The organism is Stenotrophomonas sp. G4, from assembly GCF_003428825.1.
Taxonomy (GTDB): Bacteria; Pseudomonadota; Gammaproteobacteria; order Xanthomonadales; family Xanthomonadaceae; genus Stenotrophomonas; species Stenotrophomonas indicatrix.
In genome coordinates, this window is sequence record NZ_CP031741.1 from 1,433,086 (window position 1) to 1,458,843 (window position 25,758).

Below are 25,758 nucleotides of genomic sequence, written 5' to 3' on the forward strand. Positions count from 1 at the left end.
GGCCAGTTGGGGGCGCCATTAAGGTGGCGCCTTCACCTGATCCAGCCCACTGCTGCAACACAGCATTTGATGCCAGATCGAATATTTCCATTGAGAAATATTTTTTTTGGAAGAGAATGCTCCCCCATGATCTGTCCTGCAACCACTCCCCCCAGCTTCGGCCTGCTGCTGCGCCAGGTGCGCGACGGCCTGGTCCGCCAGCTCGACGCGTCCATGGCCGAAGAAGACCTCGGCATCGGCTTCACCCACTACATCGGGCTGAAGGTGCTCTCGAACATGGCGCCGTGCACGGCCAACGAGCTGGCCCAGGCCATCGACCAGGTGCCCAGCGCGGTCACCCGCCTGCTGGACAAGCTGGAAGCGCTCGGTTGCGTGCGCCGTGAGCCGCATGCGCAGGACCGGCGTGCACTGCAGATCGTATTGACCGATGAAGGCCGCGCGCTGTGGGCGCGGTTGAAGCTGCGCGGCGACGCGGTGATGGATTACGCCCTGCGCGATCTGTCCGCCGACGAACGCACGCAGCTGCTGTCCCTCCTGACCCGAATCCGCGATTCCCTGACAACCCCATGAACCCGATCCCGCATCCCACTCTCCGCCGCTCCGGGCGCGCGCTGCTGGTTTCAGCGCTGGCCCTGGCCTTGGCCGCCTGCGCAAGCAGCCGTGGCCTTGACCCGCAGGGCCACGTGCTCGACGTGGACAGCCTGCACAGCGAACGTACCCTGGCCGACAGCGACCTGAGCGCAGCCGGTTTTCCTGCCCAGGACTGGTGGAAGGCACTGGGCGATGCGCAACTGGATGCGCTGATCGCCGAAGGCCTGGCCGGCCATCCGAGCCTGGACGCCGCCGACGCGCGCCTGCGCCAGGCACAGTCGCAGGTCGGCACCGCGCGCGCCGATCGCCTGCCCAGCCTCTCCGTGTCCGGTGGTTACACCGGCCTGCGCCTGCCCGAATCGATGGCTGGCGATGAAATCGGCGGCCACTACGCTGGCAGCAGCCAGATCGCGTTCGACTTCAGCTACGGCATCGACCTCTGGGGCGGCAAGCGCGCCGCCTGGGAGGCTGCCGTGGATGGCGCCCACGCCGCGACTGTCGAAGCCCAGGCCGCGCGCCTGAACCTGTCCACCGGCATCGCCCAGGCCTATACCGACCTGGCCTACGCCTGGCAGCTCAACGACGTGGCCGAAGAAGAACTGGCGCGCTCGCAGAAGTCGCTGCAGCTGACCCGGCAGCGTCGTAGTGCCGGCATCGACAGCGATCTGCAGGTGCGCCAGGCCGAAGCCCGCGTGCCGGCCGCACAGCAGCAGTTGCTGGCGGCGCAGCAGCGCATCGATGCCGGGCGCACGGCGCTGGCCGCGCTGGTCGGCAAGGGCCCGGACCGCGGCCTGTCGATCGAACGCCCGCGGGCGATGAACCCGCTGGCCCTGCAGCTGCCGGGCGTAGTGCCCAGTGAACTGCTCGGCCGTCGCCCCGACATCGTCGCCGCGCGCTGGCGGGTGGAAGCGGCCGACAAGCAGATCAAGGTCGCCAAGACCCGGTTCTACCCGAGCCTCAACCTGACCGCGCTGGCCGGCGTGGTCGCACCGAATGTCGGCGACCTGCTGCAGAGCAGTTCCAGCTTCGCCTACATCGGCCCGGCGCTGAGCCTGCCGATCTTCGAAGGCGGCAAGCTGCGGGCCAACCTGGCCAACACCGATGCGCAGTACGACCTGGCCGTGGCGAACTACAACCAGGCGGTGCTCGATGCACTGCGCGACGTGGCCGACCAGGTCAACGCGGTGCGCTCACTGGCGCAGCAGGCGCAGTCGCAACAGCAGGCGGTGGATACCGCACGCGCTGCGTTCGACCTGGCCCAGCAGCGCTATCGCGCTGGCATCGGCAGCTACCTGGACGTGTTGACCGCGCAGTCCACCCTGCTGCAGTCGCAGCAGCAGCTGGCCGGCCTGCAGTCGCAGCAGCTGCAGACCTCGGTGCGCCTGAGCAAGGCGCTCGGCGGTGGTTTCCAGCCCAGTGACGCTGATGCCGCACCGCTTGCTTCCCATTCCGATTCCTCGCATTCCTGAAGACCCCTGCCATGAGCCAGACCCAAGACACTGCGGCCCCCGCCGCCCCCAACCGCCGCGGCAAGCTGTTGCGCGGCCTGTTCGTGATCGTCGTGCTGCTGCTGGCGGCACTGGCGCTGTGGTACTTCATGTTCGGCCGTTGGTTCGAAGAGACCGACGACGCCTACGTGCAGGGCAACCAGGTGCAGATCACCCCGCTGGTGGCCGGTACCGTGGTCGCGATCAACGCCGATGACGGCATGCGCGTGGAGCGCGGCCAGCTGCTGGTGCAGCTGGACCCGGCCGATACCTCGGTGGCCCTGCAGCAGGCCGAAGCCAACCTGGCCAAGACCGTGCGCCAGACCCGCGGCCTGTACCGCAGCGTCGAAGGTGCGCAGGCGGACTTGAACGCACGCCAGGTGACCCTGAAGCGCGTGCGCGACGACTTTGCACGCCGCAAGGACCTGGCCGCCACCGGCGCCATCTCCAACGAAGAACTGGCCCACGCCCGCGACGAGCTGGCAGCTGCCGAAGCGGCCGTGGCCGGTTCGCGCGAGACCGTCGAGCGCAACCGCGCACTGGTCGATGACACCGTGATCGCCACCCAGCCGGATGTGCAGGCTGCCGCCGCGCAGCTGCGCCAGGCCTTCCTCAACAATGCGCGTTCGGGCATCGTCGCGCCGGTCACCGGCTATGTCGCCCGTCGTTCGGTGCAGGTCGGCCAGCGCGTGCAGCCGGGCAATGCGCTGATGGCGGTGGTGCCGACCGAGCAGATGTGGGTCGAAGCCAACTTCAAGGAAACCCAGCTGCGGCACATGCGCCTGGGCCAGGAAGTGGAGCTGAAGTCGGACCTGTATGCCGGCGACGTCAAGTACAAGGGCCGCATCGACAGCCTGGGCCTGGGCACCGGCTCGGCGTTCTCGCTGCTGCCGGCGCAGAACGCCAGCGGCAACTGGATCAAGATCGTGCAGCGCGTGCCGGTGCGCATCGCCATCGATGCCAAGCAGCTGGCCGAACACCCGCTGCGCATCGGCCTGTCGATGAAGGCCGAGGTGAGCCTGCGCGACCAGAAGGGCGAAGTGCTGCCGAGCGCAGCCGCCAAGGGCACGGTGTTCGACACCGACGTGTATGCCAAGCAGCTGCACGATGCCGATGAGGTGATCCACACGATCATCCAGGGCAACCTGCCGCAGCAGTCCAAGGCGAGCTGAGGTCGGCCATGTCCGCACAAGCTCCAGCTGCGCCCGGCTCTCCGGGCGCACCGGCGGCGCCGGGTGCGGCCGCTGGCTTCCTGCCACCCAGCGTGGCCCTGTGCACCGTGGGCCTGGCGATGGCCTCGTTCATGCAGGTGCTCGACACCACCATCGCCAACGTCTCGCTGCCGACCATCGCCGGTAATCTTGGCGCCAGTTCGCAGCAGGCGACGTGGGTCATCACCTCGTTCGCGGTCAGCACCGCGATCGCGCTGCCGCTGACCGGCTGGCTCAGCCGTCGCTTCGGCGAGCGCAAGCTGTTCGTGTGGGCCACGCTGGCCTTCGTGATCACCTCGCTGCTGTGCGGTCTGGCCCAGAGCATGGGCATGCTGGTGCTGTCGCGTGCACTGCAGGGCTTCGTCGCCGGCCCGATGTACCCGATCACCCAGTCGCTGCTGGTCTCGATCTATCCACGGGAGAAACGCGGGCAGGCGCTGGCGCTGCTGGCGATGATCACCGTGGTGGCGCCGATCTGCGGGCCGATCCTCGGTGGCTGGATCACCGACAACTACAGCTGGGAATGGATCTTCCTGATCAACGTGCCGCTGGGCATCTTCGCTGCGCTGGTGGTGGGCAACCAGTTGAAGGGTCGCCCCGAGCACGTCGAGAAGCCGAAGATGGACTACGTCGGCCTGGTCACCCTGGTGATCGGCGTGGGCGCATTGCAGCTGGTACTCGACCTGGGCAACGACGAAGACTGGTTCTCGTCGATGAAGATCGTGGTGCTTGCCTGCGTGGCCGTGGTGGCGCTGACCGTGTTCCTGATCTGGGAGCTGACCGACAAGGACCCGATCGTCGACCTGAAGCTGTTCCGGCACCGGAACTTCCGTGCCGGTACGCTGGCGATGGTGGTGGCCTACGCGGCGTTCTTCAGCGTGGCCCTGCTGATTCCGCAGTGGCTGCAGCGCGACATGGGTTACACCGCGATCTGGGCCGGTCTGGCAACAGCCCCGATCGGTGTACTGCCGGTGATCATGACCCCGTTCGTGGGCAAGTACGCATCGCGTTTCGACATGCGCATGCTGGCCACCATCGCGTTCGTGGTGCTGTCGATGACCAGCTTCCTGCGTTCGGGTTTCAACCTGCAGGTGGACTTCCATCATGTGGCCGGCGTGCAGCTGATCATGGGCATCGGCGTGGCGCTGTTCTTCATGCCGGTGCTGCAGATCCTGCTGTCGGACCTGGATGGTCGTGAGATCGCGGCCGGTTCGGGCCTGGCCACGTTCCTGCGTACGCTGGGCGGCAGCTTCGCGGCGTCGCTGACCACCTGGCTGTGGGCACGTCGCACGCAGGTGCATCACGCGGACCTGACCGAACACATTTCGGCCTATCAGCCGGGCATGCAGGATCAGGTGGCGGCGATGGGGCAGGGCGACCTGCAACATGGCGCGGCGGTGCTGAACAACATGATCAACCACCAGGCATCGCAGATGGGCTTCAACGACATCTTCTTCCTGCTGGGCTGGATCTTCCTGGCGATCATCTCGTTCCTGTGGCTGGCCAAGCCGCCCTTCGGTGCGGGCGCGGGTGCTGCCGCCGGTGGCGGGCACTGATCGATCGCTGTTGCTGAAAAACAAAACCCCGCCGGAAGGCGGGGTTTTTGTTTGCAGTGCATCCACGCATGCATGCGAATTCCAGTAGATCCACGCCATGCGTGGATGGACTGCCGCGCAGGCGATCGCGTTTCGAATGCTGGACATGAAAAAACCCGCTTGCGCGGGTTTGATCATTGTCTGAGTCATGGTGCCCAGGAGAGGACTCGAACCTCCACGAAGTTGCCCCCGCTAGCACCTGAAGCTAGTGCGTCTACCAATTCCGCCACCTGGGCGACTCAGGAGGAGAATTCTGCAGGAAGGCTGGATATGTGTCAACACCATTTCACACATTTTTTTCTGCACCGGCTTCCGCGTCCACATCCAGATGCAGCAGCAGGCTACGCATCGGTGGCGAGAGCGATGTCCAGTCGGCGAACGCGGCGCACAGCCGGCGTTGTGCCCATGCGTTGCCGAGTGCAACGGCGACGATGCCGGTGGCCCGCCGATGTTGCCGCGCGATCGTGCGCGGCGCGATGCCCACACCGATGCCATGGCCCACCATCGTGCACAGGCCTTCAAAGGTCTTCATGCGAATGCGCACGTCGAGCGTGCGTCCGGCCTCTGCCGCCAGCTCTTCAATATAGGTCTGCAGCGCATTGCCGTCGGCCAGGGCAACGAAGGTCTCGCCCAGCACATCGCTGAAGTCGAGCGAGCGCCGCGCGGCGAAGCGGTGGCCGGCCGGCAGCAGCATCATCAGCGGGTCTTCGGCAACGACATGGCGGTGCAGTCCATCGGCGGGAACGGCATCACTGATGATGCCGGCCTCTGCCTGGCCGGCACGGATCGCGCGCACGACTTCATTGCTGGTGCGTTCGTGCAGTTCCACGCGCAGGCGAGGGCGCTCTGCCAGCCATGGGGCCAGCCGCGCGGGCAGGTAGTTGGTCAATGCCGCGGTGTTGGCGTACAGGTGCAGCGTGCCGCGCGCACCGTGGGCGAACGCCTGCAGTTCGCCGCGCAGCTGCGCCTGCTGCTGCAGGATCAATCGCGCGTGATGGGCCAGCGCGGCACCCGCTTCGGTGAGGCTGATGCCGCGCGGGTGACGGGTCAGCAGCGCCGTGCCAGCGTCGGTTTCGATGGCGCGCAGGCGTTCGCTGGCCGATCCCAGTGCCAGATTCGCCTCCACCGCGCCGGCGGTGATGCTGCCGGCTTCGGCCACCGCCAGGAACAGGCGCAGATCGGCAATGTCCAAGCGCATGTCGTTTGCTCCGCTCGGCCCTGCCTTCGGCTGGTCCGAAGGCGCAGGCGGGAAGACCGCATTGTGCGCGCCTGCGGCGCCGGCTCCAATGGCGGCATGAACGAGACGACATACTTCTATGGGTTGCTGGTGGTGGTGTTCGTGCTGGCCGGGGTGGTCAAGGGCGTGACCGGCATGGGCCTGCCGACGGTGGCGATGGGACTGCTGGGCGGCGCGTTGTCGCCGGTGGCGGCGGCCTCGATGCTGTTCATTCCCACCTTCGTCACCAATGCCTGGCAGTTGCTGTCCGGGCCATCACTGGGCCGCACCCTGCGGCGGCTGTGGCCGATGATGCTGGCCGTGGTGGTGGTGACGCTGGGTTCGGCCGCGCTGCTGGTGCGGGTGGATCGTGACGCCTCGCGCGCCGCGTTGGGCGTGGCGCTGGTGGTGTATGCGCTGTACGCACTGGTGGCGCCGGTGTTCCGCGTACCACAGCGGCGCGAGCGCTGGCTGGGGCCGCTGGTCGGGGCGGTGTCCGGCGTGGTCACCGGCGCCACCGGCGTGTTCGTCATGCCGGCGGTGCCGTACCTGCAGTCGCTGGGGTTGCAGCGCGAGGAGCTGGTGCAGGCGCTGGGCCTGGCGTTCACCGTATCGACGATCTCGCTGACCACCGGACTGGTGCTCAACGGTGCGTTTGGCGTGCAGCAGCTGGGGTTGAGCGCGCTGGCGGTGCTGCCGGCGCTGCTGGGCATGTGGCTGGGGCAGGTGATCCGCCAGCGCATCAGTGCGCGCGTGTTCCGCGCCTGCTTCCTCGGCTTCCTGCTGCTGCTGGGCCTGGAGCTGATGCTGCGTTCGTGGTGGTGATGCCGGCCGGACGCCAGACAAGAAAAAACCCGCTTTCGCGGGTGTTTTTCATTCTCGACATGGTGCCCAGGAGAGGACTCGAACCTCCACGAAGTTGCCCCCGCTAGCACCTGAAGCTAGTGCGTCTACCAATTCCGCCACCTGGGCGTCGAGGAGGAGAATTATGGGGTGCCGTGACGGAGGTGTCAACACCCTTCTGAAATTCCTGCGTCCAACGCGCTCAGTAGATCCACGCCATGCGTGGATGGGTGCGGCAGCCGGATTTCAGGCAAAAAAAATCCCCGCCGGAGCGAGGAGTTTTTTCGTTGGTGCCCAGAAGAGGACTCGAACCTCCACGGTTTTACCCGCTAGTACCTGAAACTAGTGCGTCTACCAATTCCGCCATCTGGGCGTTCCAGAGGCGCAATTGTGAAGATGAACACGCAGGCTGTCAACGATTTCGTGAACGTTTTTCACCCGATTGTTCAAAGACGGGCGCTGACCCGTTCTGCACGCCCACAGCGGCTACCATGGAGGGCGATGACTACCAAAAAACCAAGCAAGGGCGGGAGCAAGTCCCGCAGTGAAGCCCCCAACAAGGGCACCAAGCAGGGCACTGCCCGCAACAACAAGCCGGGCAAGCCGTTGCCGGGCTGGCTCCCCGCACTGGCCGAAGGCGGTGCACCGCCTCCGGGGCGTGGCCGCCGCAACGCCGAGCCGCCGGGCCCGGCAACGGGTCGCAAGCTGCCGCCGGCGGGCAAGGTGATCGATGATCCCTACGCCTCCCGCGAAGCGGAAAAGTACGAACAACCCATCGCCAGCCGCGAGGCCATCCTGGCCCTGCTGGAACGCTGCGAAGGGCCGCAGACGGCTGAGGAACTCGGCGCGCGCCTGGGCCTGACCGCACCGGACCGTGCCGAAGCGCTGTCGCGCCGGCTCGGCGCCATGGTCCGCGACGGCCAGCTGGTGCAGAACCGCCGCGGCGGCTTCGCGCCCATCCAGACGTTGAACCTGGTCACCGGCGTGGTGATCGCCAATCCGGAAGGGTTCGGCTTCCTGCGCCCGGTCGAAGGCGGTGACGATCTGTTCCTGCCGCCCTATGAAATGCGCAAGGTGATGCACGGCGACAAGGTGCTGGCACGTGTCACCGGCATTGACCACCGCGGCCGTCGCGAAGGCAGCATCGCCCGCGTGCTCGAGCGCGGCATGACGCGCCTGATCGGCCGCTTCAGCGTCGAGATGGGCATCAACTACGTGGTGCCCGATGACAAGCGCATCCAGCGCAACGTGCAGGTACCGCCGGACCAGACCGGCGGCGCGAACGATGGCCAGCTGGTCGTCTGCGAACTGACCCAGGCACCGGACAGCCGCCGTCCGCCGATCGGCCGCATCATCGCCGTGCTCGGCGACAAGCTGACTGCCTCGCTGGTGGTGGAAACTGCGATCCACGGCCACGAGCTGCCGTTCGAGTTCCCGCAGGAGGTGCTGGATGAAGCCGCCTCGGTACCGCTGGTGGTCGAGCCGGCGATGATCGGCGGCCGCGTCGACCTGCGCAGCACGCCGCTGGTGACCATCGATGGCGAGGACGCCAAGGACTTCGACGACGCGGTGTACTGCGAGCCGAACGCCGATGGCTTCCGTTTGGTGGTGGCCATTGCCGATGTCTCCAATTATGTCCGTCCGGGCACGCCGCTGGACGATGAAGCACAGAAGCGCGCGACCTCGGTGTACTTCCCGGGCTTCGTGGTGCCGATGCTGCCGGAAACGCTGTCCAACGGTATCTGTTCGCTGATGCCGAAGGTTGACCGCATGTGCTTTGTCTGCGACATGCAGATCGACCGTGAGGGCCAGGTGACCGGCTCGCGCTTCTACGAAGCGGTGATGAATTCGCATGCGCGCCTGACCTACACCCAGGTGTGGCAGGCGGTGGGCGAGGACGATGCCGGTGCCAAGGCCTTCATCGGCGACCTGCTGCCCCAGGTGCAGCGCCTGCACCAGCTGTACAAGGTGCTGTCCAAGGCGCGCAGCAAGCGTGGCGCGATCGAGTTTGAAAGCAGCGAAGTCCGCTTCGTGCTCGACAACCGCGGTGAAGTCACTCAGGCCGGCATGCTGGTGCGCAACGATGCGCACAAGCTGATCGAGGAATGCATGATCGCGGCCAACGTGGAGGCGGCCAAGTACCTGCTGTCGCGCCACGTGCCCGCGCCTTACCGCGTGCATGAGAAGCCGCCGGAGACCAAGTACGCCGATCTGCTGGAATTCCTCAAGGAGTTCAAGCTGAGCCTGCCGCCGTGGTCGAAGGTGCGCCCGGGTGATTACACCAAGCTGCTGAAGAAGATCCGCGACCGCCCCGATGCCACGCTGCTGGAATCGGTGTTGCTGCGCAGCCAGAGCCTGGCCGTGTACAGCCCCGACAACAACGGCCACTTCGGCCTGGCGCTGGAAGCGTATGCGCACTTCACCTCGCCGATCCGTCGTTACCCGGATCTGCTGGTGCACCGGGCGATCAAGCATGCGCTGTCGGGCAAGCCGCTGGACAAGTTCACCTACACCGCCCGCGAGATGGCAGCACTGGCACTGCAGTGTTCCGAGCGTGAGCGTCGCGCCGATGAGGCCGAGCGTGAAGTGGATGAGCGTTACCGCGCGGCGTGGATGGAAAAACACGTCGGTGGCCAGTTCGACGGCGTGATCAGCGGCGTGACCAGCTTTGGCCTGTTCGTGGAGTTGGCCGACTCGAAGGTGCAGGGCCTGGTGCACGTGACCCAGTTGCCGCAGGACTATTACAAGTTCGACGCGACCCGCAAGACGCTGACCGGTGAGCGCCGCGGCAGCAGTTACCGGCTGGGTGACCAGGTGCGCATCCTGGTGCTGAAGGCCAGCATGGAAGAACGCAAGATCGACTTCCGCCTGGTCGAGCACAAGGGCGAGGAAGAGGAAGCAGGCCCGGCCCCGCTGCCCGAGCGCGGCAAGCCAGCCAAGCGCGCGAAGAAGAAGTATTGAAAGCTGTGCCGACCAACGGTCGGCACCCACCTCACCCGGTAGGTGCCAACCGTTGGTTGGCACGAGGTTCCGGAGGAATGCAGCAATGCAGGGCCAACCCGAATACAGCGGCGGCTGCCAGTGCGGCGCGATCCGCTTCCAGGCGCGGGGCGAGCTGACCGACAGCTCGATCTGCCACTGCCGGATGTGCCAGAAGGCCTTCGGCGCCTACTACGCGCCACTGGTGTCGGTGCGCGGTGTGCAGTTCAGCTGGACCCGTGGCCAACCGCGCTATTTCCAGTCGTCCAACGTAGTGCGGCGCGGCTTCTGCGCCGATTGCGGCACGCCATTGACCTATGAGGCCCCCGATGGCGTGGCGGTGGCCGCCGGTGCGTTCGACCAGCCTGAACGACTGCCGCCAACCCTTCAGTACGGCGTCGAGCGCAAGCTGCCCTTCGTCGATGGGCTTGGCCGGCTGCCGGCACGCCGCACGGAACAGGACATGGCCGCGCTGGAATTCCTGGCCACGGTTGTTTCCCACCAGCATCCCGACCACGACACCCCGCACTGGCCGCCGCGCTCGCGCGGGTAGCGCCGGGCCTTGCCCGGCGGGGGCGACGGACAACGGTCGCCGGGCATGGCCCGGCGCTACCGGCCAGCCGCCGCAGCGCCACGTCCGCCGATGCTCTACCATAGCCACCCCCTTTCCGGTCCTGCCCGCATGAGCAAGAACAGCCAGTGGATCGTCGGCGTCAACGCCGTCGCCTCCTCCATCGAGAACGACGCCGAGAACGTCCGCGAAGTGCTGGTCGAGGCCGGTGCGAAGAACCCGCGCCTGGTCGAAATCGAGGAAAACGCCCGCCGCAAGGGCATCGACGTGCGCAAGGTCAACAGCCAGGCGCTGGACGGCGTGGGCGGTTCGGTGCGCCACCAGGGCGTGGCTGCACGCTATGCCGCCGCCCGCACCTACAACGAGAACGAGCTGGAAGGCCTGGTCACGGCTGCGGAAGGCAAGGCCCTGCTGCTGGTGCTGGACGAGGTGCAGGACCCGCACAATCTCGGCGCCTGCCTGCGTTCGGCCGCCGCTGCCGGCGCTACCGCCGTGATCATTCCCAAGGACAAGTCGGCCACGGTCAACGCCACCGTGCGCAAGACCTCGGCCGGTGCTGCCGACCTTATTCCGGTGGTGGCGGTGACCAACCTGTCGCGCTGCCTGAAGGACCTGCAGAAGCAGGGCGTGTGGATCTACGGCCTGGCCGGTGAGGCGACTGCGTCGCTGTACCAGCTGGACCTGAAGGGCAACATCGCCCTGGTGCTGGGCGGCGAAGCCGACGGCCTGCGCCGCCTCACCCGCGAAAACTGCGATGGCCTGGTCAAGATTCCGATGCCGGGCGAGATCGAGAGCCTGAACGTCTCGGTTGCTGCCGGTGTCAGCCTGTTCGAGGCCGTGCGCCAGCGCGGTTGATCGGCAGCGATCGGGGGCGTGTCACGCGCTCCCGGTAGCGCCGGGCCATGCCCGGCGATCGTGCAGCGCGGTACACGTTGTGCTGCCGCAGGGAATCGCCGGGCATGGCCCGGCGCTACCGGCTACATGCATGACGCAGCGCCTTACCCCGCACTGCCTCCCAGCGCCTTGAACAGCGTCACGTCGTTGTTCAACTGGCTCTGCCGCACCCGTGCCAGTGACAGTTCCGCGTCGCGCCGGGTCTGCTGCGCTTCCAGCCAGGTGCGCAGATCGGTGGCGCCCACGCGATAGCGCACTTCCTGCGCACGTTCCACTTCCACCGCTTCATCGTAGGACGCCTGCGACGCGGTTACCTGGCGCAGCAGCTGCTCGCGTGCGGACAAGGCGTTGTCCACCTCCGACAGCGCGGTGTACAGCGTCTTGCGGAAGTTGGTGGCGGCGATCTGGTAGTTGGTGCCGGCCACGTCCGTATCCAGCTGCGCGCGCTGCAGGTTGAGGAAGGGCAGCGACAGCCCAGCCCCCAGCGTCGCCACCGGATTGCGCAGCACATCGCCCAGCGAGGTGGCGCTGGAACCCAGGCTGCCGGTAAGACTCAGTGCCGGGTAGTACTGGGTGGCGGTCACCCGGATCGTCTTCAGGCTGTTGCGCAGCCGCAGTTCGGCCGCGCGCAGGTCGGGCCGGCGGCCGAGCAGGTCGGCGGGCAGGCCTTCGGCAATGCTCGGGCTCTGCACCTCCTGCAGGTTCTGCGGTTCGTCCTGCTGCGGCCACGGCGTGCCATCCAGCAGCACGGTCAGCGCGTTGCGCACCTCCACCCGCTGTTGTTCCAGCGCGCTCTGCGCCGAACGCTGCGACTGCAGGTTCTGCAGTGCCTGGCGTACTTCCAGGCGCGAAACCGCACCGGCATCGAAGCGCGCCTGTACCAGTTCGTGCGTGCGCTGCAGCCGCTCAAGGTTGGCCTGGCCGGTGGCGATGGATTGGTTGAGGTAGGCCAGTGCCCAGTACTGGTTGATGACATCGCCGATCACCAGCAGGGCGGTGTTCTGCCGGTCTTCTTCGCTGGCGTCGGCCTCCCAGCGGGCGATGTCGCGCTGGGTGCGCAGGCGGCCCCACAGATCGATCTCCCACCCCAGCGACACGCCGGTGGAATAGCTGCGGCGCCAGTCGTCGGCCTGGTCGGTGGCGCGGCTGCCGCTGCCGCTCACGCCGGACGACGAAGGCTGCGGCCACAACGCGTTGCTGGCCAGCCCGGCCTGCAGGCGTGCACGCTGCACCGCCAGCCCGGCCGCACCGAGGTCGCTGTTGGCGGCAAGCGCCTGCGCGACGAGGCGGTCGAGGCGCTCGTCGCCGAAGCCGGTCCACCAGTTGTCCTGGCGGACGTCACGGGCCGGGGTGTCCAGGCCACTGCGTGGGTCGTCGGCCGGTGCGTTGAGGGTCGCATCGCCACGACCATAGGTGGCGGCAACGCTGGGGTCTTCGACCGGATAGCGGCCCACGGAAGCGCAGGCGGAGAGTGCAAGCAGCACGGCGCCGGACAGCAGCAGGCGCGAGGGAGCGGGGAAGGGCAGTCGGGTCATCATCTTCATTCGCGGGCCAGGGCCTCCACCGGGTCGAGCTGGGCGGCACTGCGTGCCGGCAGGAAGCCGAACGCCACGCCGATCAGGGTCGAGCAGGCGAAGGCGGCAATGATGGAAGCGGTGGAGAACAGCACCTGGAAATCGCTGGCGAACCGGCCGATCAACACGCCCATCAGCAGTGCCAGGCCGATGCCAAGCAATCCGCCGAGCAGGCATACCAGCACCGCTTCGATCAGGAACTGCTGGCGGATGTCGCTCTGCCGCGCCCCCACCGCCATGCGCACGCCGATCTCGCGGGTGCGCTCGGTCACCGAGACCAGCATGATGTTCATCACGCCGATGCCACCGACCAGCAGCGCGATGGCGGCAATGGCGCCGATCAGCAGGGTCATCGTGCGCGTGGTCTGTTCGATGGTGTCGCGGATCTCGGCGCTGTTGCTGAGGAAGAAGTCCTCGGTGCCGTGGCGCATGGTCAGCAGCCGGGTGATCGCTTCCTGTGCCGCATCCATCGGCGTTTCATCGTTCACCCGCACGGTGATGCTGGAAACGTGGCTCTGCCCGAGCATGCGCGACATTACCGTGGTGTAGGGCACGAACACGCTCAGGCTGGTGCTGCCGCCGAAACCGAAGCTCTGCTTCTTGGCCACGCCGACCACCCGCACCGGCACGTTGCCAAGCAGGATCACCTGGCCGATCGGATCGCTATCGGGGAAGAACTGGGTCCGGGTGTTCTCATCGATCACCGCCACCTGGCCCAGCCCCTTCACCGCGTCGGTGTCGAAGAAGCTGCCGCTGAGCAGGCTCACGCCCTTCACCCGGAAGTACTGCTCGCCGACGCCGCTGATCTGCGCGGTGGCCGACTGGTTGCGGTAGCGCGCGGTGACCGAACTGGACACGCTGGGGGTGGCGCTGTCGACGTAGCTCTGCCGTGACAGGGCATCGGCATCGCTGGCCTTGAGGGTCTGCACCCGCGCCGAGCGCATGTCGCCGAAGCCGCGACCGGGGTAGACGTCGATGGTGTTGGTACCCAGCGCGCTGATGTTCTGCAGGATCTGCTGCTGCGAACCGTTGCCCAGTGCCACCACCGAGACCACCGAAGCGATGCCGATGATGATGCCGAGCATGGTCAGGAAGGTGCGCAGGCGATGGGCGTTCATCGCCAGCAGGGCCATCCGGAACGCTTCGGTGAAGCGGTCGCGGGCGGCCTGCCAGCTGCTGCCATGGGCCACGCCAGCGCTCGGCTCGCGTTGCGCACGGTAGCTGGGCGCGGCCGGATTGGCACGGTCGGCGATGATCTCGCCGTCGCGGATCTCGATGATGCGCTGTGCGTGCTCGGCCACGCTCATGTCGTGGGTGACGATGATGATGGTGTGGCCTTCGGCATGCAGTTCGCCGAGGATGGCCATCACCTCTTCGCCGGATTTCGTGTCCAGGGCGCCGGTCGGTTCGTCGGCCAGGATCACCTCGCCACCGTTCATCAACGCGCGCGCGATCGACACGCGCTGCTGCTGGCCACCGGACAGCTGCCCGGGTTTGTGGTGCATGCGGTCGGCCAGGCCCAGCCGTTGCAGCAGCTGCTCGGCACGGGCGGTGCGCACCGGGCCGGGACTGCCGGCATACACCGCCGGCACGGCCACATTGCCGCGTGCGTCGAGATCACCCAGCAGGTGGTAGCGCTGGAAGATGAAACCGAAGTGCTCGCGGCGCAGCTCGGCCAGCTCGTCGGGCGCCATCTTCCCGGTCTCGCGGCCCGCCACCTGGTAGCTGCCACGGGTCGGGCGGTCCAGGCAGCCGAGGATGTTCATCAACGTGGACTTGCCCGACCCGGACTGGCCGACGATCGCCACCATCTCGCCGGCATGGATGTCCAGGTTGACGTCGCGCAGCACGGCGATGACATCCTCGCCGGCCGGGAATTCGCGCCGCAGGTCGCGCAGGCGCAGCAGTGGCGCCGTCATGCTCATCGGCGCCCCATGCCCGGGCCGCCGACCCGCATCTGCATGCCGCCACGGTTGCCGCCGCCCGCGGCTGCCGCAGCGCCGCCTTCGCCGACCACCACGCGCTCGCCTTCCTTCAGGCCGGACAGCACCTCGACGTTGGCGCCGTTGTTGATGCCGACCTTGATCCTGCGCGGCTGCGGCTGGCCCTTGTCGTCGACCACCCGCACGATGCGCTCGCCATCGCGCGACTTCGGTCCCAGTGCAACGGCCGGCACCATCAGCACGCCCTTGGCCTGCTTGAGCAGCACCGATACCTGTGCGGTCATGTCGATGCGCAGGGTGCCATCGGGGTTTTCGACGTCGAACAACGCGTTGTAGTAGACCGCGCTGCTGGAGCTGGAACTGGACGAGCTGCTGGAACTGGACGAGCTTTCGTTGGCGATCGACGCCGGTGCCGGATTGATCTGCCGCAGCGTAGCGTGGTACTTGCGGTCCGGGTCACCCAGCGTGGTGAAGTACACCGGCATGCCGGCCTTGATCTTGACCACGTCGGCCTCGGACACCTCGGCATTGACGGTCACTACGTCCAGCCGTGCCAGCATCACGATGGTCGGCGCGGTCTGGTTGGCGTTCACCGTGCGGCCTTCCTCGGCCACTACCGCCACCACGGTGCCGTCCATCGGCGCGACGATGCGGGTATAGGCCAGGTTGGCACGGGCAGTGCCCAGCTCGGTTTCGCGGCCCTTGATCTGCGCCTCGTAGGACTGCAGCTGCGCACGCGCAGTCTTCAGCTGGGCCTCGGCGGCATCGTATTCCTGGCGCGAAGTGGCTTCGGCAGCCAGCATCTGCTGCTGGCGCGCGAACTCCAGTTCGGCCTGGCGCAGGGTGGCCTGCTGCACTGCGCGCTGCGCGGTCACCTGGTCCAGCGAGGCCTGCGCGTTGAGCACCTGGTTCTGCTGGGTGGTGGCGTCGATCTCGGCGATCAGGTCGCCTTCCTTCACCGTATCGCCCAGCTGCACCTTCAGCGACTTGATCTGGCCGGAGGCCTGCGCGCCGACGCTGACCAGCTTGTAGGCGTCGATCACGCCGGTAGCTTCCACCGTCTGCTCGATGTCGCCGCGGCTGACCGGGGTGGTCGCCAGCGCCGGTGCGGCCGGCTTGCGCAGCAGCCACCAGGCGGATACAGCGGCGATCAGGACAATCAGGGCGATCAACATCAGGCGACCCTTGCGGGTCGCGGGCAACAGTCGGGAGATCACGTGGCGGCTTCACTCTGGGGGCCGCAGCGGCGGCGTTGGTGGGCATTGTGAAGATCGAGCGACGCCGCGCTCAATCCTCGGGGTGTGTCTCTGTGTAACACTGTCTGAGAGACTGCGTATCGGCAGGTATCCCGCATTGCGGGGGATACAGTGGTACGCATTGGCCTGGATGCGGTTCAGCTGCCGACACGGGATGATTCGCGACATGGAGACTGAAAACCCGATGCACCGTTTGCTGATCGTCGATGACGATAACGATATCCGCACCCTGCTGGCCGAGCAGCTCGGCCGTGCTGGCTACCAGGTCAGCACCGCCGCCGATGGCACCAGCATGCGCCAGCTGCTGGAACGCGAACACGTGGACCTGATCGTGCTCGACCTCAACCTGCCGCGCGAGGATGGCCTGACCCTGTGCCGCGACCTTCGCGCGCGCTCGAACACGCCGGTGATCATGCTCACCGCGCGCGCCGAGCCGATCGACCGCGTACTCGGCCTGGAAATGGGCGCCGACGACTACCTGGCCAAGCCGTTCGAGCCGCGTGAACTGCTGGCGCGCATCCGCAACGTGCTGCGCCGTACCGAAGCGCTGCCGGCCAACCTGGAACCGCTGGCGGTGCGCCGTGCGCGTTTCTCACGCTGGATCTTCGACCTGGAGCATCGCCACCTGGTCGATCCGGACGGGCGCGTGGTGGTGCTGTCCGGGGCCGAATTCCGCCTGCTGCGGGTGTTCATCGCCCATGCCAACAAGGTGCTCTCGCGCGAGCAGCTGGTGGCCCTCAGCAGCGGCCGCAACTATGAAGCGCAGGACCGGGCGATCGACCTGCAGGTCAGCCGGCTGCGCAACAAGCTGGCCGATGACGGTGGCCCCGATGGCCTGATCAAGACCGTGCGCAACGAAGGCTATGTGCTGGCCTCGGCCGTCAACCTGGAATAAGCCGCGATGAAGCGCCTGCGCCACTTCCTGTCCTCGATGGTCGGACGGCTGTTCGTGATCCTGCTGCTGGGCATGAGCGTGGCCGCGATCGGCGCGACCATGCTGGCCAGTTCCAAGCGGCAGCAGGAATTCGAGCGGCAGAACCTGAACCGCATCGCCGACCGCCTGCAGGGCTACATCAACCTGCTCGACGGCAACCCGGAGCTGCGCGAGCGGCTGCTGGAGATCGGTGGCCCCAGCGTGCGGGCACTGCAGCCCGGCGCGCGCATCGGGCGGGCCGACAAGGCGCTGATGGAAGTACTGGAAGACCGCCCGGGCCCGGTGTCGCGGGCGCATGTGCACTTCGCCTCGTTCCGTTCGTGCATTCCCAAGCTGCAGGAACTGCTGCCGCCACCGCCGCCGGGTCACCGCAAGCCGCCACACGAGCGCGATCCCACCTTCATTCCGCCCAAGTGCCGGGCGGTGGACGTGGTGCTCAATGACGGCACGTTGCTGAAGCTCGCCCTGGATTCGCCGGCCATCGCGCACAACGGCATCCTTGCCGTGGACCCGCTGTTCCTGACCCTGCTGGTACTGGCCATTGCCGTGCTGGCCTACGTGGTTGCACGCATGGCCAGTGCGCCGCTGCAGGAGCTGGCGGCCGCCGCCGAGGACCTGGGCGATGACCTGCAGCGGGCACCCTTGCCGCTGCGCGGGCCGCGCGAAGTGCGGCGCGCCGCCGAAGCCTTCAATGCAATGCAGCACCGGCTGCAGCGCCACCTGGCCGAACGCACGCAGATGCTGGCGGCGATCACCCACGACCTGCAGACGCCCTTGACCCGGCTGCGCCTGCGCCTGGAAAACGTGACCGACGAGACGCTGCGCGAGCGCCTGATCGGCGACCTGGCTGCGATGCAGGCGCTGGTACGCGAGGGGCTGGAACTGGCCCGGAGTGCGGAGAGTGCCGAACAGCGCGCCGCGCTGGATCTGGATTCACTGCTGGAGAGCATCGTCGAGGACACCGCCGAGGACGGCGCCGACGTCGTTTTCGAAGGCCGCAGCGGCGCGGTACTGATGCTGCGCCCGTTGGCGATGCACCGCCTGTTCTCCAATCTGGTGGACAACGCGGTGATGTACGCGCAACGCGCCCGGGTACGCGTTGAACGCGGCGAGGACACGATTACGGTGGTCGTTGCCGATGATGGCCCCGGGCTGGCCGATGACCAGCTGGAAGCGGTGTTCGACCCATTCGTGCGGGTGGAGACATCACGTTCGCGCGAGACCGGCGGTGCCGGCCTGGGCCTGACCATCGCCCGCGCGCTGGCCGAGAAGGACGGCGCCCGGTTGTGGTTGCGCAACCGCCCCGAGGGTGGGCTGGAAGCGGTGGTGCAGTGGTCGGCCAGCGCCGAGGCGCGCTAGCAGCGTCGATCCCGGCCCGGGCCCGGTTGCGCCGGGCTGCCCGGGTGCGGTGACGCCGGCGACAGGGTTTGCCCTATCATCTGCGTACTTCCCCATTCTTCCTCCGATGAGCCTGCCTGTTCCTGCCGGCATGCCGCCCTGCGCGGTGCGGCTGTCCCTGTTCGCGTCTGCTGCCGCCACCGGCATCCGCAGCTGGCCGCCGCCGCCGCGCTGATGGGCGGGCAGGGGACGGGCAGGCGCCGGGCCGGGCGCCACGCGGAGAACATCGGTCGCCTGCTGCGGCTGGGTGTGCTGTGGCTGCTGCTGGCGGTTGCCGCGCCATTGGCCGCGCAAGGTGGCGCGCCGCCACTGCGTGACTACGCCATCGATGTGTGGACCTCGCGTAATGGTCTGCCGCACAACTCGCTGCGCGACATCGCGCAGACCCCGGAAGGCCATCTGTGGTTCGCCACCTGGGAAGGCCTGGTGCGCTACAACGGCCTGGATTTCACCGTGTTCGACCGCAGCACCCGGCCGGGGCTGCGCGACAACGGCATCGGCGCGCTGCTGGTCGACCCGCAGGGCGGTCTGTGGATCAGCGATTCGCGCGGCAATGTCAGCCACCGTGGCAGCGATGGCCGGTGGCGGGTCTGGGAACATCAACCGGATACGCCGCAGGTGCTGATCCAGTCCATGCAGATGGACAGCCAAGGGCGCCTGTGGCTGTTGTACGAGGGCAAGGGCATCGGCTATCTGACCCCGGACAAGGGCATCGTCTACCAGCGCCCGCCGCCGGACCTGCCGCTGGCGATGAGTTTCACCAAGATGGCGGTCGACGCGCAGGACCGGGTCTGGATCGGCACCCTCGACGGCCTGGTGCTGCGCGACAACAACGGCGTACTGCAGCGCGCGCCGGCGGTGTGGGGCGTGGACAAGGGCCTGTCGTGGCCCTATCGCGCACCCGATGGCGCGCTGTGGATCGTCGCGGGCGAGCGCCTGTACCGGGTGGAGGGCGATCGCCTGGTGCTGATGCATCGGCTGCCCGGACAGCTGCACTTGACCGCCATGCTGCAGGACCGCCATGGCGACCTGTGGCTGGGCACCGAGAACCAGGGCCTGCTGCGCATCTCGGCGCATGGCCTGGAGCGCCTGCCGGCAGGTCTGAACCTGCCCGGCGGGCGTGTGGTCAGCCTGCGCGAGGACGCTGAAGGCAGCATATGGGTAGGCGCCAACGGCGGTCTGTATCGCCTGCGCGAAACCCTGTTCAGCAGTTACACCGAACGCGACGGGCTCAGCGGCGACTACGTGCGCACGGTGCTCGAAGACCGTGACCGGCATCTTTGGGTGGGCAGCGCCAGCGGCCTGGACCTGCAGACCGCCGACGGTCGATTCCGCGCGATACCGCTGCACAACCGCGGTGGCAAGGCGCCCTCGGTACTGAGCCTGGCGCAGGATGCCGGCGGCGATCTGTGGGTGGGCACCTTCGGCGACGGCATCTACCGCTTGCACGCCGATGGACGGCTTCGCCACAACTACGCGGTGGCCGATGGCCTGCCCGGCGGCAACATCCGTGCGATCAGCATCGCGCCCGACGGCGTGGTCTGGGCGGGAACACAGAAGGGCGTGGTCCGCATCGAAGGCGACGAGGTGAGCGTGCCCACGATTGCGGGCATGCCGGCAGGCCTGACCACCGCGCTGGAACACGATCACCAGGGAAATCTGTGGATCGGCACCATTGAAGGCGTCCGCGTGCTGCGCGGTGACCGGGTACAGTCGATCGACCTGGCGCCGCTGGGCGGGGGCCGCAGCGTGTTCGGCTTCCATCAGATCGGCGATGCGATGTGGATCAGCAGCGACCGCGGGCTGTATCGCTGGCAGGCGGGGACGCTGGCACGGGTGGGCCTGGAGCAGGGCATGCCGGTGGACGCGGTGTTCCAGCTGGTGCCCGACCGCTTGGGCAATGTGTGGGTCAGCAGCAACCGAGGTGTGCTGCGCACCGACATGGCCACGCTCAACGCGGTGGCCGATGGGCGTGCACCGCGGGTGACGGTGGAGCGCTACAACGAGATCGATGGCATCGCCAACGCGCAGGCCAACGGCAGCTCCGGCCCGTCGGCGATCCTGCGCCATGACGGCACCTTCTGGGTGGTGACCGCCGGCGGCCTGAGCATGGTCGACCCGCAGCGGCTGCAGCGTTTCCGTGAACGCCCGGCACCGCCTGCGGCAATCGAGAACGTACAGGTCGACGGTGCGCCGGTGCACTGGGAAGGCCGCGAGCGCAACCTGATACCCGGTGGGCGACGGCTTGCGGTGAGCTACGTGGGTCTGAGCTACCTGATGTCCGACCGCATCCGCTACCGCACGCGGCTGGAGGGGCTGGACAACGGTTGGGTGGAGCGCGGCCCGCAGCGCAGCGTGGAATTCGTTGGTCTGCCGCCGGGTGATTACACGCTGCACGTGGCCGCCGCGCACCCGGGCGGCAGCTGGGGTCATCAGGAAGCGGTGTGGAACTTCACCGTCGAGCCGTTCTGGTGGCAGCGGCACAGCGTGCAGGCGCTGATCGGGCTGATGCTGCTGTCCGCGCTGGTGGCGCTGTACCGCTTCCTGCTGCAGCAGTACAAGGCCAGCAACCTGCGCCTGGCACAGCGCGTGGACGAGGCGACCTTCGACCTGCAGGCGCAGACCGTGCACCTGCAGGCCCTGAACCAGGAGAAGACCGAGCTGGCCGAGCGCCTGGCGCGGCAGGCCGAGGCGTTCGAACGGCAGGCCCGCGAAGACGCGCTGACCCGGCTGGCCAACCGTCGCGGCTTCGACGAGGCGCTGGCCCGTGACTTCGCCCGCGCCCAGCGCAGCGGCCATCCGCTGTGCCTGGTGGTGCTGGACATCGACCACTTCAAGGATGTCAACGACCAGCACAGCCACAGCATCGGTGATGCGGTACTGGTGGAAGTGGCCCAGGTGATCGCCGCCGCCAGCCGCGATTCGGACCTGCCGGCGCGCACCGGCGGCGAAGAATTCGCACTGCTGCTCAATGACACCCGGCTGGAGGAGGCGGCGCAGCTGTGCGCGCGCCTGCGTGGCCTGTTCCATGACCACCCGGACTGGGCCGGCATCCCGGGCCTGCGGGTGACCTTCAGCGCCGGCCTGGTGGAACTGGACGGCGACGACCGCACCCCGGCACTGCTGTACCAGCGCGCCGACCGCGCGTTGTACCGCGCCAAGAGTGACGGCAGGGATCGCACGAGCATCGGTTGATCCACTGCAAAGCATCCACGCATGGCGTGGATCTACTGGCATTGCCGTACCAACAGTCGGCACCCATCGAGCGCAGCGACCCGCTGTTGCTCCCGCTTTTCTGATCTTTCCGTGGCGCCCGGGAAACTGTCCGTGGCCGGGCGGGTGGGCTGCGCAGGGGCGTGAGCCGCATGGATGCGGCGACCGAGCTTACAGGGATGTACTTGCAGCGTCCCCTGCGCAGTCCACCCGTCCGGCCTGCCCAGGAATCGCTGTCAGCCCGCCACGAGGGGCTTCGCCGTTGGCTGCTTCACCGCGGCCAGGCGTTGGCGATCGTGCAGAACAACCGCGCCGTCTGCTCGGTGTCATACACCGCGCTGTGCGCCTCGTTGGCGTCCCAGCCCAGCCCGGCCGCCGTGGCCGCGCGTGCCAGCACCGTCTGGCCATAGGCGATGCCCGCCAGGGTGACCGTGTCGAACACGCTGAAGGGGTGGAACGGGTTGCGCTTGTGCCCGGTACGGGCCACCGCGGCGTTGACGAAGCCGAGATCGAAATGGGCGTTGTGGCCGACCAGGATCGCGCGCTGACAGCCGTACTTCTTCATCGCTGCGCGCACCGGGGTGAAGATGTGGTCCAGCGCGGTCTTTTCTTCCTTGGCCAGCCGGAACGGGTGGTCGAGGATGATGCCGGTCACTTCCAGCGACTTCGGGTCGATCTCCAGCCCCTCGGCCGGCACTACGTGGGCGCTGGCGGTCTGGCCGGGATAGAGCAGGCCGTTCTCGTCCATCTCGATCGGCACGGCGGCGATTTCCAGCAGCGCGTTGCGCTGGCTGTCGAAGCCGCCGGTTTCAACATCCACCACCACCGGCAGGAAGCCGCGGAAGCGTTGTGACATCGCGCGCTGCGCCTGGGGTACGTCGGAAGCAGGGAGGGCGGCAGGTGCGGAAGTGGGGTCGGTCATGCATGGATTCTAGCAGAGCGACCCTGAGCGCCCGGGATCGCGGTAGGTGCCAACCTTGGTTGGTACCCTGCGCGCCGACCAGGGGCGGCATCTACCGGACCGCGCGGCGTGCGCCGACCACGGCGCCCGGGATACTGGTAGGTGCCAACCTTGGTTGGCACACTGCGCGCCGACCAAGGTCGGCATCTACCGGACGGCGTGACGTGCGCCGACCAAGGTCGGCATCTACCGGACGGCGTGACGTGCGCCGACCAAGGTCGGCATCTACCGGACGGCGTGACGTGCGCCGACCAAGGTCGGCATCTACCGGACGGCGTGACGTGCGCCGACCAAGGTCGGCATCTACCGGACGGCGTGACGTGCGCCGACCAAGGTCGGCATCTACCGGACGGCATGACGTGCGCCGACCAAGGTCGGCATCTACCGGACGGCGCGACGTGCGCCGACCAGGGGCGGCATCTAGCGGACGGCGTGACGTGCGCCGACCAGGGCGCCCGGGATCCTGGTAGGTGCCAACCTTGGTTGGCACCCTGCGCGCCGACCAGGGTCGGCTTCTACCGGAGCACAGGCCGCGCCGTGGGGCCCGACGGATACCACCGCGCCAGCACCGCATCCACGCTCAGGCGCCCGGCGCCGGTGAACAGCAGCGGCAACAGCATCGCCATGAACAGCAGCGGCAGTTTGAAGTTGCCAAAGCCCTGGTCGCTGATCGCGTAGCCCATCGCCAGATCGCCCAGCGAGTTCCATTCGGCCGGCCAGTGCACCGCGTACGTTGCCACAACCGTCAGTACCAGCAGGCTGGCGGCGGCAAAACGGGTACCGAAGCCGAACAGCAGGCACGCTGCGCCCAGCAGTTCGAACCAGGTGGCCAATTGCCAGTTCAGAGCAGCGGGCAGCTGGTCGAACGGAAACGGGAAGGCATCCTGCAGATCGGCGAACCAGTTCTGCCCGTGCAGCTTCTCGCGCCCGGATTCGAAGAATTCCCAGGCAAGCAGCAGGCGCAGGCCAAGCGGGGCCAACCACGGGGCGAAACGGTCCAGCTGGCCGCGTGCGGCGGCCAGGGGCGGGGTCTTCATCGGTGTATCTCCTGGAAGGGGCGTCAGGGTGAAGCGGGGAGCGGACCGATCACGCCAGCACGCAGGAACTGCTGCAGCAGGTGCGCGCCAGGGGCGGCCAATGTGTCGGGATCGAGGTGGTGCAGGGCGGCCAGCTGCTGCAGATGTTGTTGGCCGGTGGCCCCGGGGGACTCGCCGATCAGGGTCAGCAGATGCACTGCGAGGCTGGTCAGGGTGGCAAAGCGCACCGCTCCATCGGCATCGCGCCGTACCAGCAGGCCGGTGGGCTCTGCCGGTGGTTGCGACGGTGCATCGTCGCTACCCAGTTGATGCACCGGCCAGCGATACAGCAGTGGCCAGGCCAGTGGCGCGCGGCGCAACGGCACCTGCAACGGATCAATGTCGCCCGGTTCCGGCATCGGATCGGCCTGCAGCTGGTACAGCGCGGTCTCCACCCACTCGTAGTGGGCCAGTTCGGCAAGCGCCGGATGCGGCAGCTCCGGTTGGACCTGCAGCCACTGCACGAACTCGGCAGCCAGTTCGGTGAACAACGGGGTGTGGCACTGGTGGCTGGCGAAATAGTGGCGCACCAGTGCACGCCAGTCCGGTTCGCCCAGCAGGCGCACGCAGACCGGGAAGCCATTGCCCAGCAATCCCAGCAGATTGTTGAACAGCAGGCGTTCGTACACGGCCACCCGGCGCGGGTCCATGCCGGGCGGCGCCGGTACCTGCGCCGGGTCGCGCAGGTGCGCGGTGAACGCGTGCTGTTGCGCACGCAGGCGTTCGGGGGCGTCAGCCATGGGCGGCTCCGGCATGCGCGGCCTGCAGGCGGTGGATGGTCTGCAGTTCGCCCCGCAGCTCGGCGTAGGGCGGGAAATTGAAGTCGCGTTCGAGCAGGGTAGGGCGTGGGCCGATGCGGGCGTAGGTGCGTGCCAGCAGGTCCCACACCGGGTCGATCACCGGGCTGCCGTGGGTGTCGATCTTCAGGTCCGGCGCCTCGTCCAGGTGCCCGGCTACGTGCAGGCAGACGATGCGTTGTGCGGGCAGGCCGGCGATGAAGGCATCGGCATCGTAGCCATGGTTGCAGGCATTGACGTAGACGTTGTTGACGTCCAGCAGCAGATCACAGTCGGCCTCGGCCAGTACGGCAGTGGTGAAGGCCAGTTCGTCCATCGTCGGATCCGGCGCCAGGTAGTACGACACGTTTTCCACGGCGATGCGGCGGCCGAGAATGTCCTGCACCCGGGCGATGCGGGCAGCGGTGTGGCGTACCGCTTCATCGGTGAATGGAATCGGCAGCAGGTCGTACAGGTGGCCCTCGTCGCTGCAGTAGCTCAGGTGTTCGCTGTACAGCGGCACTTGATGCTGGTGCAGAAACGCACCCACCTGCGCCAGCAGCTGGGTATCCAGGGGCGCACTGCCGCCCAGCGACAACGACAGGCCGTGGCAGCTCAGCGGATGGCGCGCCGCCAGTTCGGCCAACGCGTCACCTGCGGGACCACCGACACCGATCCAGTTCTCCGGCGCGCATTCGAGGAAATCGAAATCGCTGGCCGGTGCATCGCGCAGGTCCTGCAGCAGGGCACGGCGCAGGCCCAGGCCCACGGCCGCCGCAGGAAGCGGCGACCGCGGGTGGACGACGCCGGCGCGGACGTCAGTGCTTGCCACCGCACTTGCCTTCGCCGCACTTGCCTTCGGCCGACTTCTTGTCACCGCCGGTCTTGGCCTTGCTGTCCGCACCGGCCGCCGCCTTGCCCTTGTCGCCGCCGCACTTGCCTTCAGCACTCTTGCCGTCGGCGCCACACTTGCCTTCGGCATGCTTGGCTGCGTCGGCGGATTTTGCATCGGTCGCCTTCGCATCGGTGGCCTTGGCCGCCTGGCCGGCCACCAGGTAGCCCTGGGCGAGGTCGGTCATGCTCAGGGCCGAGGCGGAGGCGGTCATGCCGAGGCCTGCGGCCAGGGCGGTGGCGGTCAGCAGGGACAGCGTCTTGTTGGAGGTGCTCATCGGTCGTGCTCCTGGGTGGTGGGCGGGTGCCCGTGGTGAAGCGATGGTGCAGCGATCCTACTCAACGAATC

20 protein-coding genes and 3 tRNA genes are annotated in these 25,758 nt (G+C 67.6%); 11 read left to right on the forward strand and 12 right to left on the reverse strand.

The annotated features are described in order from the left end of the window. Positions 1 to 126: 126 nt before the first annotated feature. Genes emrR through emrB form a run of 4 tightly spaced genes read left to right on the forward strand, consistent with a single transcriptional unit; the run spans position 127 to position 4,845 of the window. Complete coding sequence (emrR, locus tag D0Y85_RS06630; RefSeq protein WP_025877626.1) at positions 127 to 570, forward strand: multidrug efflux system transcriptional regulator EmrR; 444 nt, start codon at positions 127 to 129, stop codon at positions 568 to 570. Then, a complete protein-coding gene (emrC, locus tag D0Y85_RS06635; RefSeq protein ID WP_032975811.1) occupies positions 567 to 2,060 on the forward strand; it encodes a multidrug efflux transporter outer membrane subunit EmrC in 1,494 nt (497 codons plus the stop codon). The genes emrR and emrC overlap by 4 nt, the downstream gene beginning before the upstream one ends. Positions 2,061 to 2,071: 11 nt before the next feature. Further along, positions 2,072 to 3,250: a multidrug efflux MFS transporter periplasmic adaptor subunit EmrA gene (emrA, locus tag D0Y85_RS06640; protein WP_099783412.1), complete on the forward strand. Its 1,179-nt coding sequence runs from the start codon at positions 2,072 to 2,074 to the stop codon at positions 3,248 to 3,250. Between the two features lie 8 nt (positions 3,251 to 3,258). Further along, a complete protein-coding gene (emrB, locus tag D0Y85_RS06645; RefSeq protein WP_025877622.1) occupies positions 3,259 to 4,845 on the forward strand; it encodes a multidrug efflux MFS transporter permease subunit EmrB in 1,587 nt (528 codons plus the stop codon). 188 nt (positions 4,846 to 5,033) lie between these two features. Here the strand turns inward: emrB and D0Y85_RS06650 are convergent. Beyond that, positions 5,034 to 5,120: transfer RNA gene (locus D0Y85_RS06650), tRNA-Leu, on the reverse strand. Between the two features lie 50 nt (positions 5,121 to 5,170). Then, the gene (locus D0Y85_RS06655; RefSeq protein ID WP_117309920.1) at positions 5,171 to 6,082 is read right to left on the reverse strand and encodes a LysR substrate-binding domain-containing protein; all 912 of its coding nucleotides are present in this window, start codon (positions 6,080 to 6,082) and stop codon (positions 5,171 to 5,173) included. Between the two features lie 96 nt (positions 6,083 to 6,178). On the opposite strand from D0Y85_RS06655, the gene D0Y85_RS06660 reads away from it, so the two are divergent. Further along, positions 6,179 to 6,925, forward strand: a complete 747-nt coding sequence (locus D0Y85_RS06660) for a sulfite exporter TauE/SafE family protein (RefSeq protein ID WP_025877620.1) — start codon at positions 6,179 to 6,181, stop codon at positions 6,923 to 6,925. Between the two features lie 60 nt (positions 6,926 to 6,985). On the opposite strand, the gene D0Y85_RS06665 is transcribed toward D0Y85_RS06660, so the two are convergent. Both D0Y85_RS06665 and D0Y85_RS06670 read right to left on the reverse strand, forming a co-directional pair. Next, positions 6,986 to 7,072: transfer RNA gene (locus tag D0Y85_RS06665), tRNA-Leu, on the reverse strand. A 159-nt stretch (positions 7,073 to 7,231) separates the two neighbouring features. Next, positions 7,232 to 7,316: transfer RNA gene (locus D0Y85_RS06670), tRNA-Leu, on the reverse strand. Positions 7,317 to 7,444: 128 nt separating this feature from the next. Here D0Y85_RS06670 and rnr point away from each other — a divergent pair. The 3 genes from rnr to rlmB all read left to right on the forward strand — a co-directional run bounded on the left by rnr (position 7,445) and on the right by rlmB (position 11,348). Beyond that, positions 7,445 to 9,904, forward strand: a complete 2,460-nt coding sequence (rnr, locus tag D0Y85_RS06675) for a ribonuclease R (protein ID WP_025875411.1) — start codon at positions 7,445 to 7,447, stop codon at positions 9,902 to 9,904. 85 nt (positions 9,905 to 9,989) lie between these two features. Further along, on the forward strand, positions 9,990 to 10,475 hold the full coding sequence (locus D0Y85_RS06680; protein ID WP_117309921.1) for a GFA family protein: 486 nt from the start codon (positions 9,990 to 9,992) through the stop codon (positions 10,473 to 10,475). A gap of 129 nt (positions 10,476 to 10,604) precedes the next feature. Next, the gene (gene rlmB / locus D0Y85_RS06685; protein ID WP_025875407.1) at positions 10,605 to 11,348 is read left to right on the forward strand and encodes a 23S rRNA (guanosine(2251)-2'-O)-methyltransferase RlmB; all 744 of its coding nucleotides are present in this window, start codon (positions 10,605 to 10,607) and stop codon (positions 11,346 to 11,348) included. 143 nt (positions 11,349 to 11,491) lie between these two features. Here the strand turns inward: rlmB and D0Y85_RS06690 are convergent, their stop codons facing one another. From D0Y85_RS06690 to D0Y85_RS06700, 3 genes are read right to left on the reverse strand one after another with little or no spacing between them, the layout of a single operon-like run. Further along, entirely contained in the window at positions 11,492 to 12,931 is a 1,440-nt protein-coding gene (locus D0Y85_RS06690) for an efflux transporter outer membrane subunit (RefSeq protein WP_117309922.1), read from the reverse strand. Next, positions 12,928 to 14,886, reverse strand: coding sequence for a MacB family efflux pump subunit (locus D0Y85_RS06695; RefSeq protein WP_032975817.1), 1,959 nt, complete (start codon positions 14,884 to 14,886; stop codon positions 12,928 to 12,930). Before D0Y85_RS06695 ends, D0Y85_RS06690 begins: the two co-directional genes overlap by 4 nt. Then, positions 14,883 to 16,121: an efflux RND transporter periplasmic adaptor subunit gene (locus tag D0Y85_RS06700; RefSeq protein WP_117309923.1), complete on the reverse strand. Its 1,239-nt coding sequence runs from the start codon at positions 16,119 to 16,121 to the stop codon at positions 14,883 to 14,885. The genes D0Y85_RS06695 and D0Y85_RS06700 overlap by 4 nt, the downstream gene beginning before the upstream one ends. 205 nt (positions 16,122 to 16,326) lie before the next feature. On the opposite strand from D0Y85_RS06700, the gene D0Y85_RS06705 reads away from it, so the two are divergent. The 3 genes from D0Y85_RS06705 (at position 16,327) to D0Y85_RS06715 (ending at position 21,687) form a co-directional block, all read left to right on the forward strand. Beyond that, entirely contained in the window at positions 16,327 to 17,055 is a 729-nt protein-coding gene (locus D0Y85_RS06705; protein ID WP_025875399.1) for a response regulator, read from the forward strand. A gap of 6 nt (positions 17,056 to 17,061) precedes the next feature. After that, positions 17,062 to 18,453: an ATP-binding protein gene (locus D0Y85_RS06710; protein ID WP_117309924.1), complete on the forward strand. Its 1,392-nt coding sequence runs from the start codon at positions 17,062 to 17,064 to the stop codon at positions 18,451 to 18,453. 213 nt (positions 18,454 to 18,666) lie between these two features. After that, a complete protein-coding gene (locus D0Y85_RS06715) occupies positions 18,667 to 21,687 on the forward strand; it encodes a ligand-binding sensor domain-containing diguanylate cyclase (RefSeq protein WP_117309925.1) in 3,021 nt (1,006 codons plus the stop codon). Between the two features lie 289 nt (positions 21,688 to 21,976). Here D0Y85_RS06715 and rnt read toward each other — a convergent pair whose 3' ends face one another. The 5 genes from rnt to D0Y85_RS06740 form a co-directional block, all read right to left on the reverse strand. Further along, positions 21,977 to 22,561 carry a ribonuclease T gene (gene rnt, locus D0Y85_RS06720; protein WP_117309926.1) on the reverse strand — a complete coding sequence of 195 codons (585 nt, stop codon included), beginning with the start codon at positions 22,559 to 22,561 and terminating at the stop codon, positions 21,977 to 21,979. Positions 22,562 to 23,181: 620 nt separating this feature from the next. After that, a complete protein-coding gene (locus tag D0Y85_RS06725) occupies positions 23,182 to 23,703 on the reverse strand; it encodes a DoxX family protein (RefSeq protein WP_117309927.1) in 522 nt (173 codons plus the stop codon). A 23-nt stretch (positions 23,704 to 23,726) separates the two neighbouring features. Next, a complete protein-coding gene (locus D0Y85_RS06730; RefSeq protein WP_117311866.1) occupies positions 23,727 to 24,482 on the reverse strand; it encodes a putative DNA-binding domain-containing protein in 756 nt (251 codons plus the stop codon). Beyond that, entirely contained in the window at positions 24,475 to 25,350 is an 876-nt protein-coding gene (locus D0Y85_RS06735; RefSeq protein WP_117309928.1) for a DUF692 domain-containing protein, read from the reverse strand. Before D0Y85_RS06735 ends, D0Y85_RS06730 begins: the two co-directional genes overlap by 8 nt. Further along, entirely contained in the window at positions 25,337 to 25,687 is a 351-nt protein-coding gene (locus D0Y85_RS06740; RefSeq protein WP_117309929.1) for a hypothetical protein, read from the reverse strand. Before D0Y85_RS06740 ends, D0Y85_RS06735 begins: the two co-directional genes overlap by 14 nt. Between the last annotated feature and the right edge of the window lie 71 nt (positions 25,688 to 25,758).

Excerpts from the sequence above, each read along its gene's own strand:
- emrR (WP_025877626.1), top strand. The coding sequence starts at position 127 with ATGATCTGTCCTGCAACCACTCCCCCCAGCTTCGGCCTGCTGCTGCGC.
- emrC (WP_032975811.1), top strand. The coding sequence starts at position 567 with ATGAACCCGATCCCGCATCCCACTCTCCGCCGCTCCGGGCGCGCGCTG.
- emrA (WP_099783412.1), top strand. The coding sequence starts at position 2,072 with ATGAGCCAGACCCAAGACACTGCGGCCCCCGCCGCCCCCAACCGCCGC.
- emrB (WP_025877622.1), top strand. The coding sequence starts at position 3,259 with ATGTCCGCACAAGCTCCAGCTGCGCCCGGCTCTCCGGGCGCACCGGCG.
- D0Y85_RS06655 (WP_117309920.1), bottom strand. The coding sequence starts at position 6,082 with ATGCGCTTGGACATTGCCGATCTGCGCCTGTTCCTGGCGGTGGCCGAA.
- D0Y85_RS06660 (WP_025877620.1), top strand. The coding sequence starts at position 6,179 with ATGAACGAGACGACATACTTCTATGGGTTGCTGGTGGTGGTGTTCGTG.
- rnr (WP_025875411.1), top strand. The coding sequence starts at position 7,445 with ATGACTACCAAAAAACCAAGCAAGGGCGGGAGCAAGTCCCGCAGTGAA.
- D0Y85_RS06680 (WP_117309921.1), top strand. The coding sequence starts at position 9,990 with ATGCAGGGCCAACCCGAATACAGCGGCGGCTGCCAGTGCGGCGCGATC.
- rlmB (WP_025875407.1), top strand. The coding sequence starts at position 10,605 with ATGAGCAAGAACAGCCAGTGGATCGTCGGCGTCAACGCCGTCGCCTCC.
- D0Y85_RS06690 (WP_117309922.1), bottom strand. The coding sequence starts at position 12,931 with ATGAAGATGATGACCCGACTGCCCTTCCCCGCTCCCTCGCGCCTGCTG.
- D0Y85_RS06695 (WP_032975817.1), bottom strand. The coding sequence starts at position 14,886 with ATGAGCATGACGGCGCCACTGCTGCGCCTGCGCGACCTGCGGCGCGAA.
- D0Y85_RS06705 (WP_025875399.1), top strand. The coding sequence starts at position 16,327 with ATGGAGACTGAAAACCCGATGCACCGTTTGCTGATCGTCGATGACGAT.
- D0Y85_RS06710 (WP_117309924.1), top strand. The coding sequence starts at position 17,062 with ATGAAGCGCCTGCGCCACTTCCTGTCCTCGATGGTCGGACGGCTGTTC.
- D0Y85_RS06715 (WP_117309925.1), top strand. The coding sequence starts at position 18,667 with ATGGGCGGGCAGGGGACGGGCAGGCGCCGGGCCGGGCGCCACGCGGAG.
- rnt (WP_117309926.1), bottom strand. The coding sequence starts at position 22,561 with ATGTCACAACGCTTCCGCGGCTTCCTGCCGGTGGTGGTGGATGTTGAA.
- D0Y85_RS06725 (WP_117309927.1), bottom strand. The coding sequence starts at position 23,703 with ATGAAGACCCCGCCCCTGGCCGCCGCACGCGGCCAGCTGGACCGTTTC.
- D0Y85_RS06730 (WP_117311866.1), bottom strand. The coding sequence starts at position 24,482 with ATGGCTGACGCCCCCGAACGCCTGCGTGCGCAACAGCACGCGTTCACC.
- D0Y85_RS06740 (WP_117309929.1), bottom strand. The coding sequence starts at position 25,687 with ATGAGCACCTCCAACAAGACGCTGTCCCTGCTGACCGCCACCGCCCTG.